The 12,799-nt window shown below is 38.0% G+C and carries 13 protein-coding genes; 9 read left to right on the forward strand and 4 right to left on the reverse strand.

Annotated elements, in window-relative coordinates:
* Positions 1-7: 7 nt before the first annotated feature.
* Positions 8-1,027, reverse strand: coding sequence for a ferrochelatase (gene hemH / locus FBR08_RS07435; RefSeq protein ID WP_158962152.1), 1,020 nt, complete (start codon positions 1,025-1,027; stop codon positions 8-10).
* On the reverse strand, positions 1,027-1,902 hold the full coding sequence (locus tag FBR08_RS07440) for an AraC family transcriptional regulator (RefSeq protein WP_158962153.1): 876 nt from the start codon (positions 1,900-1,902) through the stop codon (positions 1,027-1,029). Before FBR08_RS07440 ends, hemH begins: the two co-directional genes overlap by 1 nt.
* 227 nt (positions 1,903-2,129) lie before the next feature.
* On the opposite strand from FBR08_RS07440, the gene hemA reads away from it, so the two are divergent.
* From hemA to FBR08_RS07485, 9 genes are all read left to right on the forward strand, one after another.
* Positions 2,130-3,389 (forward strand): glutamyl-tRNA reductase, encoded by a 1,260-nt coding sequence (hemA, locus tag FBR08_RS07445; protein WP_158962154.1) that lies wholly within the window; start codon positions 2,130-2,132, stop codon positions 3,387-3,389.
* A complete protein-coding gene (gene hemC / locus FBR08_RS07450; protein ID WP_158962155.1) occupies positions 3,382-4,314 on the forward strand; it encodes a hydroxymethylbilane synthase in 933 nt (310 codons plus the stop codon). Before hemA ends, hemC begins: the two co-directional genes overlap by 8 nt.
* Positions 4,315-4,317: 3 nt before the next feature.
* Positions 4,318-4,974 (forward strand): uroporphyrinogen-III synthase, encoded by a 657-nt coding sequence (locus tag FBR08_RS07455; protein ID WP_158962156.1) that lies wholly within the window; start codon positions 4,318-4,320, stop codon positions 4,972-4,974.
* A 36-nt stretch (positions 4,975-5,010) separates the two neighbouring features.
* Entirely contained in the window at positions 5,011-6,039 is a 1,029-nt protein-coding gene (gene hemE, locus FBR08_RS07460) for a uroporphyrinogen decarboxylase (RefSeq protein WP_158962157.1), read from the forward strand.
* Positions 6,040-6,102: 63 nt separating this feature from the next.
* A complete protein-coding gene (locus tag FBR08_RS07465) occupies positions 6,103-6,462 on the forward strand; it encodes a hypothetical protein (protein WP_158962158.1) in 360 nt (119 codons plus the stop codon).
* A gap of 300 nt (positions 6,463-6,762) precedes the next feature.
* Positions 6,763-7,677 carry an oxygen-dependent coproporphyrinogen oxidase gene (hemF, locus tag FBR08_RS07470; protein ID WP_158962159.1) on the forward strand — a complete coding sequence of 305 codons (915 nt, stop codon included), beginning with the start codon at positions 6,763-6,765 and terminating at the stop codon, positions 7,675-7,677.
* Positions 7,678-8,572: 895 nt separating this feature from the next.
* The gene (locus FBR08_RS07475) at positions 8,573-8,935 is read left to right on the forward strand and encodes a four helix bundle protein (RefSeq protein ID WP_158962160.1); all 363 of its coding nucleotides are present in this window, start codon (positions 8,573-8,575) and stop codon (positions 8,933-8,935) included.
* A 205-nt stretch (positions 8,936-9,140) separates the two neighbouring features.
* Complete coding sequence (hemB, locus tag FBR08_RS07480) at positions 9,141-10,133, forward strand: porphobilinogen synthase (RefSeq protein WP_158962161.1); 993 nt, start codon at positions 9,141-9,143, stop codon at positions 10,131-10,133.
* A 168-nt stretch (positions 10,134-10,301) separates the two neighbouring features.
* Positions 10,302-10,715 (forward strand): c-type cytochrome, encoded by a 414-nt coding sequence (locus FBR08_RS07485; protein ID WP_158962162.1) that lies wholly within the window; start codon positions 10,302-10,304, stop codon positions 10,713-10,715.
* Positions 10,716-10,793: 78 nt separating this feature from the next.
* Here the strand turns inward: FBR08_RS07485 and FBR08_RS07490 are convergent, their stop codons facing one another.
* Complete coding sequence (locus FBR08_RS07490) at positions 10,794-11,582, reverse strand: TlpA family protein disulfide reductase (protein ID WP_158962163.1); 789 nt, start codon at positions 11,580-11,582, stop codon at positions 10,794-10,796.
* A 127-nt stretch (positions 11,583-11,709) separates the two neighbouring features.
* Positions 11,710-12,570: an alpha/beta hydrolase gene (locus FBR08_RS07495; protein WP_158962164.1), complete on the reverse strand. Its 861-nt coding sequence runs from the start codon at positions 12,568-12,570 to the stop codon at positions 11,710-11,712.
* Between the last annotated feature and the right edge of the window lie 229 nt (positions 12,571-12,799).

Consider the following 12,799-nt stretch of genomic DNA (forward strand, 5'->3'; position numbering starts at 1 on the left):
AGTATGCTTAGTTCGTTTGTTGCCAAGTAGTAATCCACGTCGCAAGTGCATCGATGAAAGCGTCGTTGTCATTCAGACAAGGAATTGTTTTGAACGATGTTCCGCCGTGATGTAAGAATTCATCATGAGCTTCCATGCCAATTTCTTCTAAGGTTTCTAGACAATCAGCTACGAAAGCTGGAGTGACAACCGCTAGGTGTTTGATGCCATTTTCGGCCAGTTGATTGACTGTTTTATCTGTTGGCGGTTGTAGCCATTTGTCTGGACCTAATCGCGACTGAAACGTATTGGTGTATTTTTCTTCTGGAATATTGAGTTTTTCAACTACTTGTCGAGTGGTCTCCAGGCATTGATGTCTATAGCAATGTTGATGAGCAACCGAAGGAGTGTTACAGCAAGAACCATCTATTTTACAGTGCGATTTTGTGGTGTCTGATTTGTAGATGTGGCGTTCCGGTACTCCATGATAAGAGAACAGCACGTGGTCCCATTCGTTTTCGTCTAAATGAGCCTGAACAGAAGCTGCTAAAGCATCAATGTACTCTTGTTTGTTGTAAAAGGCAGGCATACTCGTGATGGTCATAGCAGTAAAGTGTTTTTTGCGCAACTCTTCTGCTAAAACCTCTATGGTTTCTGTTGTTGCCATGGCAAATTGCGGGTATAGTGGAATCATAAATACATCCGTAACTCCTTGGTCTTTCAGCTCTTGTAACCCATTTTTGATTGATGGCTCTCCGTAGCGCATCGCCAAGGCAATCGGCAAATCAATCTTTTGTTGTAGTTTTTTTTGCTGACGCTGAGAGATTACAATTAAGGGTGAGCCCTCGGGCCACCATACCTTTTGATAGGCTGCTGCTGATTTCTTTGGTCTCGTGTTGAGAATGATTCCCTTTACTAAGAACGCGCGTAGTAAATAAGGCATATCAATGACTCTTTTGTCCATTAAAAATTCATCCAAATAAGGTTTGACATCCTCAGGGGTTGGAGATTTTGGCGAACCTAAATTTACAAGTAGTATCCCTTTCATTATTGATTGTTTGAATTAATTGACATTAAATATTTTTTAGGCGTGATGCCATACTTCTTTTTAAAAGCGGAAATAAAATGGCTAGCTGAACTATAGCCAATTTTTAAACCAACTTCATTAACATTGTAGTTCCCTTCGTCTAATAGTTTTCTCGCGTAATCCATTTTGTAGTCAAAGAGAAAACTGAATACCGAATCGCCATAAATTTGTTTGAATCCAATTTTTAGCTTTTTGATGTTTAGGCCAATTTGATCAGCTAACTCTTGTAGTGTAGGTGGTTCTGTCATTTGTTGGATAATAATATCCTTCGCCTGTTTTATTTTTAACACATCTTCCTCGTCCGATAAAAACGGGCAATTGTCAATGTTTTGCTCTTCATTGTAATTAAATACTAGGCTGAGTAGTTCGTAGGTTTTGCCTTTGTAAAATAAGTTTTTTACAGAAGGATGCATAGAGGCATTGAGCATTTGCGTTAATACAATAGCAATGGCCGGTGTTATTTTTTCTTCGGTATAGTATTTCTTTTCCTTGTTTTCATCCGTTAAAAAACCAATGAACTCTGCTTCTGAAGAGAATAAAGAGTGGAATTTTTTAATGGGAATCATCAAACAGATAATCGCCGATTGACTTCTTACCTCTAGATGAACAGGCAATTGTTTTTGGGGATTATATAAGAGGAGTGATTTTTCTTCTGGTAAATCTAATGTATAGGCTCCGTGATTGTAAATAAACTGTCCACTGCCTTTCAAACAAAAGTAAAACTGGATGATATCCGTGCCAATCTCCTTGTGAAATGAGAGGGGTTGAGGGCTGTTATTTTCTAGTTTATAAATCGAAAATTCCGGGTCGATGTTGATTTCTTCTATGGGACTCATAGCGTTATTTTTTTGAAACGCAAGGAAACGTAATCTTGTATTTTTTATTTAGAATCATTCTATATAGCTTCTTTTGTAACCCTTGCTAATACTGCAAATGTACTGTATTATAATGAAATATTGTCAAATGTTTTTCTTTTTCTTTTAGCGTTATTAATAGTCCTTCTAGCGTTACTTTTATCGAATCATTAGCGTTAAATTTGCTTACTTTTGAAATTGAAATAGGTATGGAAAAAATAGATAAGGTCAAATCAACAACTTTTTATGCGGTTGGGTTAAGCTATAAAAAAGCAGATGCCGAGATGAGAGGAAAGTTTAGTTTGAGTGAAACGGCCAAGGAAAATCTATTAAGTCAAGCGAAAGAAGAAGGGATAGAAAGTTTGATCGTAATTTCGACGTGTAATCGAACCGAAATTTACGGTTTTGCTCAACATCCTTTTGAATTGATACAACTATTATGTGATCATAGTAAGGGTACGGTTGACGATTTCAGACAAGTTGCCTATGTTGTTAAGAACAAAGAGGCGATTCATCACTTATTTTGCGTTGGTACAGGTTTAGATAGCCAAATCTTAGGGGATTTCGAGATTATTAGTCAAATTCGAAGTGGTTTTGTATTAGCCAAAGAAAAAGGATTGACAACCAACTACTTCGAGCGTTTAGTCAATGCAGTAATTCAGGCGAGTAAACGAATCAAAAATGAGACAGAATTAAGCTCAGGTGCTACATCAGTTTCTTTTGCTGCGGTACAATACATCATGGATCACGTATCGGATATTTCTTCAAAGAATATTTTGTTGTTTGGAACAGGGAAAATCGGACGCAATACCTGTGAGAATTTAGTTAAACACACCCATAATGATCATATTGTCTTAATCAATAGAACCAAAGAACGCGCAGTAGAAGTGGCGGGGAAATTCAATTTGATTGTAAAAGACTATGCCAATCTGGAGGAGCAAATCAGCGAATCAGATGTATTAGTGGTAGCTACGGGCGCTCAACAACCAACGATTGATTTAGCGAAATTACAGTTGGATAAACCCTTGACAATACTAGACTTGTCAATTCCTAAAAATGTGGATCCCATCGTGGCTACTCATCCTATGGTAGAGCTCATTCACATGGATGATTTATCTAAAATGACGGATAAAACCATCGAAAGAAGAAAAGAGTTTATCCCTCAAGCAGAAGAAATCATCGATGAAGTGATGTCGGAATTTGTCGCTTGGACAGAAATGAGAAAATTCGCACCGACGATTCACGCTTTAAAAACGCGTTTAGAACAAATAAAAGATGGAGAAATTGACTACCATCGAAAAAAATATGAGAACTTTGATAGTGAACAAGCTGAAGTACTAACAATGCGTATTATTCAGAAGATCACCACACACTTTGCTAATCATTTGCGACATGAGGAAACGGTTGTAGATGAGAGCATTGAATGGATAGAAAAAGTTTTTCAATTAGATACAAGACAAAATGGATAGAGTGATTCGTATCGGTACACGCGATAGCGAGCTAGCTATGTGGCAAGCAACAACAGTGGAAAAGGCATTAAATGCTTTAGGATATCAAACGGAATTAGTTCCCGTGAAGTCCGAAGGTGATTTAGTTTTGGATAAGCCTTTATATGAAATGGGAATTACGGGTATTTTTACCAAAACGTTGGATGTGGCGATGATCAACAAGAAAGTTGACATTGCGGTGCATTCGATGAAAGACGTACCCACCGCTTTGCCAGAGGGTATCGTACAAGCTGCGGTATTGCAAAGAGCCAATACGGTTGATATTTTATTACATAAAGGAGATACGGCTTTTTTAGATCCTGAAGCAGAAGCTATTGTGGCAACGGGAAGTTTAAGGCGAAAAGCCCAATGGCTCAATCGTTTTCCTAAGCATACGCTTGTGGATTTAAGAGGAAATGTCAATACGAGAATGCAAAAATTGACGGATAACGCCGACTGGAAAGGAGCCATTTTTGCTTCAGCAGGACTCGATCGCATCAAAAAGAAACCCAAAGGATTTGTCAATTTAGATTGGATGGTTCCAGCGCCTGCTCAAGGAGCTATGGTGGTGGTGGCTATGGCAGAAGATTCTTTTGCTTTGGATGCTTTGCGTCAGTTGAATGACTATGAAGCCGAAATGACAACGCATATTGAACGTCAGTTTTTAAGAACACTAGAAGGAGGATGTACCGCGCCAATTGGTGCAATCGCAACCTATAACCAAAAAGAAGATACGATTGATTTTACTGGTGTTTTATTGTCGTTGGATGGAAAAGAAAAATTTGAAATCACCAAGACAGTACCTATTCAAGAGTGGAAAAAATTGGGGTTTTTCGCTGCACAAGAGCTTTTGGCGAATGGCGGAAAAGCCTTGATGGAGCAATTGCGTCAAGAATTAAAACGATAATCCATGCCTACCATTTTATCAACGCGTAAACTGAGCGATGCACATCGCCAAATAGTAGGTGCTGCTTCGATTCAATGGATGGAAGAAGATTTTATTACGATCCTTCCTCAAGAGTTTACGGTTGATAGGGTACAAGATGTCGTGGTGTTTACGAGTCAAAATGCAGTAAAAAGTGTGATGAATAACCCGAAGGCACAAATACTCAAGACAAAACCTGCGATTTGTGTGGGAGTGAAAACGAAAGCACTCCTCGAACAAAATGGATGGGAAGTACTCGCTTGGACCCATTACGCCAAGGAGTTGACTGCAGTCATTGAACGGGATTTCGCTCATTGTAGTTTTTCTTTTTGCTGTGGAAATATCCGACGTGAGGTTTTGCCGACATTTTTTAAGCAACACAACTTGAATTTTGATGAATATGAAGCCTATCAAACGGTTAAACAACCCCATCAAATTCAACAAAAAATAGAGGGGATCTGTTTTTACAGCCCATCGGCAATTGAGAGTTTTTTGCAAAACAATCAGATTACAACTGAAGTTTGCTTTTGTATTGGCGATACAACAGCAGACGCACTCAAAGAGATTACAACGCAAATCGTGGTAGCGAGTCAACCGACTATTGAAGCTACCCTACAGGCGTGTTTAGCATATTATAAATAGTGTCAGCTAAAATTGACGTAATTAAATGGTTTAGAAATGATTAAAAATGATTTATTCTTAAGAGCTTTAAAAGGAGAAACGGTGGAAAGACCACCCGTTTGGATGATGCGTCAAGCAGGTAGATACCTGCCAGAATTCCGCGCTTTACGAGATAAATACGATTTTTTTACCCGTTGTAGAATGCCAGAAATCGCAGCTGAAATTACCGTACAGCCTATTCGTATTGTAAAACCAGATGCAGCCATTCTATTTTCTGATATTTTAGTTGTGCCACAAGCCATGAATATTGATGTGGTGATGAAAGAAGGAGTAGGCCCTTGGGTACCCAATCCAATTCGCTCTGCAAAAGATGTTGAACAAGTAATTGTGCCAAACATCGAAGAAACGTTAGGCTATGTGATGGACGCTATTAAAGTAACCAAGGAAATGTTGAACGATGAGGTACCTTTGATTGGTTTCGCAGGTTCCCCTTGGACCATCTTCTGTTATGCAGTAGAAGGAAAAGGATCAAAGAGCTTTGATTTAGCCAAAGGATTTTGTTTCTCTGACCCGATTGCAGCACATACCTTATTACAAAAAATTACGGATACCACGATTTTATACTTAAAAGAAAAAGTAAAAGCAGGGGTAGATGCCGTTCAAATTTTTGATTCTTGGGGAGGCATGCTTTCTCCAGTTGATTATCAAGAATTCTCATGGAAATACATCACTCAAATTATAGATGCATTAGCAGAGATTACACCTGTTATCGTATTTGGTAAAGGATGTTGGTTTGCGTTGCCGGAAATGGCACAATCTAAAGCTTCTGCTTTAGGCGTAGATTGGACTTGTAGTCCGCAAAATGCACGTTTATTTACAGGTGGGAATATTACCCTACAAGGAAATTTTGATCCAAGTAGACTAATGTCCCCAATTCCCACTATCAAAAAAATGGTACACGAAATGATTGACGCTTTCGGAAAGGATAAATACATCGTGAATTTAGGACACGGTATTTTACCTCATATTCCAGTTGATCACGCGAAGGCTTTTATCGAAGCCGTAAAAGAATACGAACACAAGTAAAAAGACTAGCGCAAAAAGGTTTACGAAAATAGCGTAAACTTTTTTGCTTTTATACGAAGGCCTATGTTAAACAAAGGAATCAAAAGCGAAGAAGACAGAAGAATAGAGTCAATTGTCGTAAAACTTTCATCGATTGGATTTATCCCCGATGATTTACAAGTAAAAGAAGAAATTGATGTTGAATTAGCCAAAATGGGTCTGACATATGATCAACTTTTACTTTTAGAATCCGATGCATTAAACGAGCATTTAGTAAAGTTTAATGTCGGTTGGGATCGCATGGAACAATTTGCTGACGTTTTGCTAAACTGGTCCAAAAAAGAAGATCGATTGAAAGCTAAAACGAAAAGTTTATACACGTTCATCCAAAAGGAAAGTAAAGCTTTCTCCTTTGATATTATGACTAAACTTAGTCAATTATAAAGGCATGATGCGTTATGTACGAGGGGGACTTATAGGCGGTTTCAGCTTATGGTGTGTGATACTAGTCACGCTGATGGTTGTAAATCTCATCCATAGTCGCGAACCTTTTTGCCCAGCGTATATACCCAACAACCATTTCTTTTTGGTGCTAAGTGGTAGTGCAATTTTAGCCTATCTCTTGCTGTTTGGAATCAACACAATAGCACACAAGAATAAAACAAAACAATTTAGGATTATCACTTATTTATACCTTATTTCTCTTTTTTTATTGGGATTAGGGTATGCCGTAGATTATATACTATGAAGGAAAAATTTTATCACTATATACAACAGCTCCAAGATCAAATAACAGCTGGATTAGAAGCAGTTGATGGAGAGGCAAAATTCCAACAAGACCTATGGGAACGCCCCGGTGGTGGAGGTGGAAGAACACGTGTGATTGAAGATGGTCGTGTTTTTGAAAAAGGAGGAGTGAATATTTCTGCAGTACACGGAGCATTACCCGTAGCTATGCAAAAGTATTTCAATGTAGGTGATGTTGATTTTTATGCGTGTGGATTGAGCTTAGTCATCCACCCTAAAAGCCCAATGGTGCCCACAGTTCATGCCAATTGGCGCTATTTTGAAATGTACGATAAACAAGGAAATGTAGTGCGTTCTTGGTTTGGAGGAGGACAGGATTTAACGCCTTACTATCTATTCGAAGAAGACGCTATCCATTTTCATCAAGTATGTAAAAAGGCTTGTGATCAACATGATGCAACATTTTATCCGCTATATAAAAAACAATGTGATGCATATTTCTGGAATGCACACCGAGAGGAAGCACGTGGAATTGGCGGACTATTCTTTGATCGATTGGAAGAAACAACCGATAAATCTGCCCAACAGTGGTATGATTTTGTTACCACAGTAGGAAATAGCTTCCTAGAAGCCTATGTGCCTATTGTTGAAAAGAGAAAAGAGTTAACGTATACAGCTGAACAACGCACCTGGCAAGAAATACGAAGAGGTCGTTATGTGGAATTCAATCTAGTACACGATAAAGGAACACTATTCGGATTAAAAACCAATGGACGTATTGAATCCATCTTGATGAGTTTACCTCCACACGTACAATGGGTATATGACCATCAACCAGAAGAAGGTAGTGAAGAAGAGAAGTTGTTGAAAGTACTAGCTAATCCAGTGGACTGGTTACTAGTTAACGGTTAACAGTTCACGGTTCACAGACGTGGTGGAAATGTAGATTGACGAGAGTTTAATCGTTGACGGTTAACGGTTTACAGTTTTCAGACGTGGTGGAAATGTAGATTGATGAGAGTTTAATCGTTGACGGTTCACTGTTTACAGTTTTCAGACGTGGTGGAAATGTAGATTGATGAGAGTTTAATCGTTGATGGTTCACTGTTTACAGTTTTCAGACGTGGTGGAAATGTAGATTGACGAGAGTTTAATCGTTGACGGTTCACTGTTTACAGTTTTCAGACGTGGTGGAAATGTAGCTTGACGAGAGTTTAATCGTTGACGGTTCACTGTTTACAGTTTTCAGACGTGGTGGAAATGTAGATTGACGAGAGTTTAATCGTTGACGGTTCACTGTTTACAGTTCACAGACGTGGTGGAAATGTAGATTGACGAGAGTTTAATCGTTGACGGTTAACGGTTTACAGTTCATAGACGTGGTGGAAATGTAGATTGACGAGAGTTTAATCGTTGACGGTTCACTGTTTACAGTTCACAGCCGTGGTGGAAATGTAGATTGATGAGAGTTTAATCGTTGACGGTTCACTGTTTACAGTTTTCAGACGTGGTGGAAATGTAGATTGACGAGAGTTTAATCGTTGACGGTTCATTGTTTACAGTTTTCAGACGTGGTGGAAATGTAGATTGATGAGAGTTTAATCGTTGACGGTTAACGGTTTACAGTTCACAGACGTGGTGGAAATGTAGATTGATGAGAGTTTAATCGTTGACGGTTCACTGTTTACAGTTTTCAGACGTGGTGGAAATGTAGATTGATGAGAATCTTATCGTTTAATTATATTATTGAAATTGGAATATTTATTGTTGTTATTGTTTTTTATAGTGACAATAAATAGACAATAAAATGGTGGATTATCGCAATTACAGGGTATGGATATTAAGTCATCAATTAGTATTGAAGACCTATCTGTTGCTTCAGACATTTCCTACTTATGAACAATTTAATTTAACAGATCAGTTAAGAAGAGCTGTTGTATCAATACCAACAAATATAGTTGAAGGATGTGGCAAGGATACTCAAAAGGAGTTAGTCCGTTATTTGTATATCTCTTCGGGTTCAACCCATGAAGTAGAGTATTTGCTGTTATTATCTAAAGACTTAGGATATTTAAAGGAGATTGATTATCTCCAATTACAAGAAGATGTTGTAAGTATAAAAAAAATGCTTGCAGTTTTAATAAAGAAAATAAAACAAACGATAGGTTAATAGTTAACAGTTCACGGTTCACGGTTCACAGACGTGGTGGAAATGTAGATTGAGAGAGTTTTATCGTTTAAACCGTAAACCGTAAACTGTACACCGTAAACTGTAACCCTGTCTTTGATAAACAAAGCTTGTTTAAATAAAAAAAATAATTAATTAGTTGACAGTACACCGTAAACCGTACACTGTCAACCGTAAACCAAATACTATGTTTCCATTACAAAGAGGTAGAAGATTAAGAACAAGTGAGTCCATTCGCAGTCTAGTTAGAGAGACGATTGTGACGCCGCAAGATTTTATGTTTCCCATGTTTATTGCAGAGGGGACAAATGTAGAAGAACCGATTTTATCCATGCCAGGGATCTATAGAAGATCAGTGGATTTGACGGTAAAAGAGGTAAAAGAACTATACGCTTTAGGAATTCGCGCAGTGAATATCTACGTGAAGGTAAGCGATCACTTAAAAGACAATGCAGGTACAGAAGCATGGAATGCCAACGGCTTGATGCAAACTGCTATTAAAGCAATTAAAGATGCCTGTCCAGGGATGATTGTGATGCCCGATGTGGCATTGGATCCGTACTCTATTTATGGGCACGATGGAATCATTGAGAATGGAAAAGTAGTTAATGATGCAACGGTGGATGCATTGACGCGTATGAGTGTGTCTCACGCTGCAGCAGGAGCGGATTTCGTTGCACCAAGTGATATGATGGATGGACGTGTATTGCGCATGCGTGAGGCTTTGGATCAATCAGGGTATACGGATGTAGGAATCATGAGTTACTCTGCTAAATATGCTTCTGCGTTCTACGGGCCGTTTCGCGATGCATTAGATAGCGCACCTCGTGTAGATGTAGAGATTCCAAAAGACAAGAAAACCTATCAGATGGATTACGCCAATCGCATTGAAGCCATCAAAGAAGCGTTGTACGATGTAGAAGAAGGGGCAGATATTGTCATGGTAAAACCAGGGATTGCTTATTTGGATATTGTACGTGAAGTAAAAGATGCAGTGAACGTACCAGTATCCGTGTTTCACGTATCTGGAGAGTATGCCATGGTAAAAGCTGCCGCTGAAAAAGGATGGTTGGATCACGATTTAGTGATGATGGAACAACTAATTTGTATCAAACGCGCAGGTGCGAGTATCATCTCCACGTATTTCGCAAAAGAAGCAGCAATCTTGCTGAATAAATAAAAATAGTAAGCTCAGATTTCTCTGGGCTTTTTTTAGGACTCTTTGTGGAGTAGTGAGTGGGGCATATAGCGGATAGATGTCGTTTTTTTACATGAATTGGAGTGATTTGTGAAAGAGGGAACCCAAATTGTTTTTGTACATTTGATACAACAAAAAAACAAACAACTTATGCGTAACTATCTACTTAAAACCATACCGTTTTTTGCCGCAGTACTTTTAGTATCATGTGGTAAAAAAGAAGAAAAACAAGCGATGCCCGAACCTGTATATGAATCAGAACGCGGTGGTGCAACTGAAATGAGCCAAGCAGAAAAAATTGCTTTGGGAAAACAAATTTTTGAAGGAAAAGGAACCTGTGCTTCGTGCCATATAGCAGATAAAAAAGTAATTGGTCCGAGCGTTAGAGAAATTATTGAAATTTACGATAAACACGATGTAAGCCTGATTTCCTTTTTGAAAGGACAAGAAGAAGCCATTGTGGATCCTGCACAGTTTATTATTATGCAGGCAAACTTGGAAATCACCAAGAAATTTAGTGATGCAGAGTTAGAGGCTTTGGAAGCCTACATGCGTAGCATGTAAGAAACCTATTTTACAAGTTATTGTCATCTGAATAAAAAAAGCTTGAGTGAAGATTCGTCACTCAAGCTTTTTCTTTTTTTATAAGTTCTTTTTAATCTGATCTATTTTAATGCCTCGATTGGAAGAGTAAATCACTTTGTTGTTTTTTTTGATATATACATATGGGACAGCTTTATTTTTTAAATTGTACTGTGGTACCAACTGAGCTATCAATTCGAGAGAAGTAAAAACCTCCCATGGATTTTCCAACTTTCCGAAGTTTTTGTAGGCACTTCCTTCCATGTAATTTTTTATATTCGAAGCCGAATTAATATACAAAGCGGTAAAGGGAACACCTTTGTAGGCTGGATCTGTCGCTAGTTGATTTAACTCGGGATATGCCAACATACAAGGACCACAAGTAGTTGAAGTAATGATAAAAACACCATCTCGCTCCAAAAGTTCTTCTAGTTTGTATGTTTTCTCATCAAAAGTGGTGAAAATAACTTCATTTGTTGCTTCTGTTGCGGTAATCGCTGTAGAGGGTTGTGTATTGTCAAAAGAAATTGTTCCATCTTCTTCAATGACCATTTCTCTGTTATCACTATCTATGATGGTCACGCGATTGCGAGCACCTGTAAGGTCATAAGAGAAGATTTGATAATAAACACCAAATTGATCCCCACTTCCCTTTTTAAGTAAATCACTGTCAATATATTTGAGCTTGTTGCCTGAAGATAACTTCATTGTTTTCTTAAAGGCATCCAGTTCAGTAGTGGATAAATTTTCAAGTAGTAGAGGGAAATGTTCTTTGATGTAGGCATCTTTCTTCGTTTGTCCGATAGCTAATGTAGAGCTTAATAAAAGTAAGAATAGTGTTTTTTTCATGGTTGGATTATATAATATTATACTATATAATCCAAGTAGCGTACCATGTATTATATTTTGAATAACCTGCTTATTGTTAAGTTGTTAGTATCGTTTTGTTTCTTCTAACTGTTCGAAACTGAACAGTTTATTGTTCAGTTTTGACTTTATGAAACTGTTTTTTTAAGGCATTATGAACCGCTTGATGTAAAACAGTAGCGTGTACTTCATCCTCCATAGAGTCAAACGTAGAATGAATTACTGGATTTGCTTGAAGCATCGTGTAAAAGCGCTTGGCTTCGTCAAACATCATTTGATCTTCCGCTTCATTGGGAACGCCAACATAAACGTGTACAGGATTTTTTATTTTTTTCAGCAAACAAGCCGTTGTTTCATTGAGTAGTTGCTCTTCTCCCCACCATAAACTTGGACTTACGATAATGTAATTCGAAAATAAGTTAGGGTGTTTTACCAATAAATAGGAAGACATCAAACCAGCCATCGATTCGCCCACTACAGTTCGCTCATCATTCGTATTATATTGTTGATTGATGTAAGGAATTAACTCTCCCTCTAAAAAGGCAGCATAAGGCTCTGCTCCACCATATTGTTTAAAGTAATCTCTACTAAAGCCTACTTGATCAAGAAAATCAATATTTGGTACGGCAAACGTAAAATCTCTTCTGCGGTTGACGTTTTCGATTCCCACTACAATCGCCTCTGGAAAACGGTTAATCCAAGGTTGAGAATTCACGCGAAATATACCCGCTAAATGAATGAAATCTTCCTCTATACCTCCATCTAAAACGTATACTACAGGGTATTTAACTGTGTCATTCGGTTGATAGTAAGGAGGTAAATAGATGTTAATGGTTCTCGTTTCATTTAGGATGGATGATTCCAAAGTAATGGATTCGCCAAGTGTTATTTTTTGCGTGTCTTTTTGTCCAAATGCTATAAAAGCAACCAAACAAAAAGCAATCGATAGAACTTTTTTTAAAACGGTCATAGGGTATAAGTTAATGCTTCCAAAAGTAAATAAAATGTAAGGGAGAAGGGCAATTTGCTTTGAAAAAAGAACAAGTCCTTTCAAAATATATTCGGTAGGAAGCGAAAGGTTTTTACCTTAAATGATTGCGTGTCATGGGTTCAATTGAAGGAGAAACAAAAAATGTTCTGGTCGGCAAGCCCAGTAAATGCGGGTTATTTAGAAACGTTCTACGGTTTTTTGATTGGTA

The sequence above is a fragment of the Myroides fluvii genome (assembly GCF_009792295.1).
Lineage (GTDB): Bacteria > Bacteroidota > Bacteroidia > Flavobacteriales > Flavobacteriaceae > Flavobacterium > Flavobacterium fluvii_A.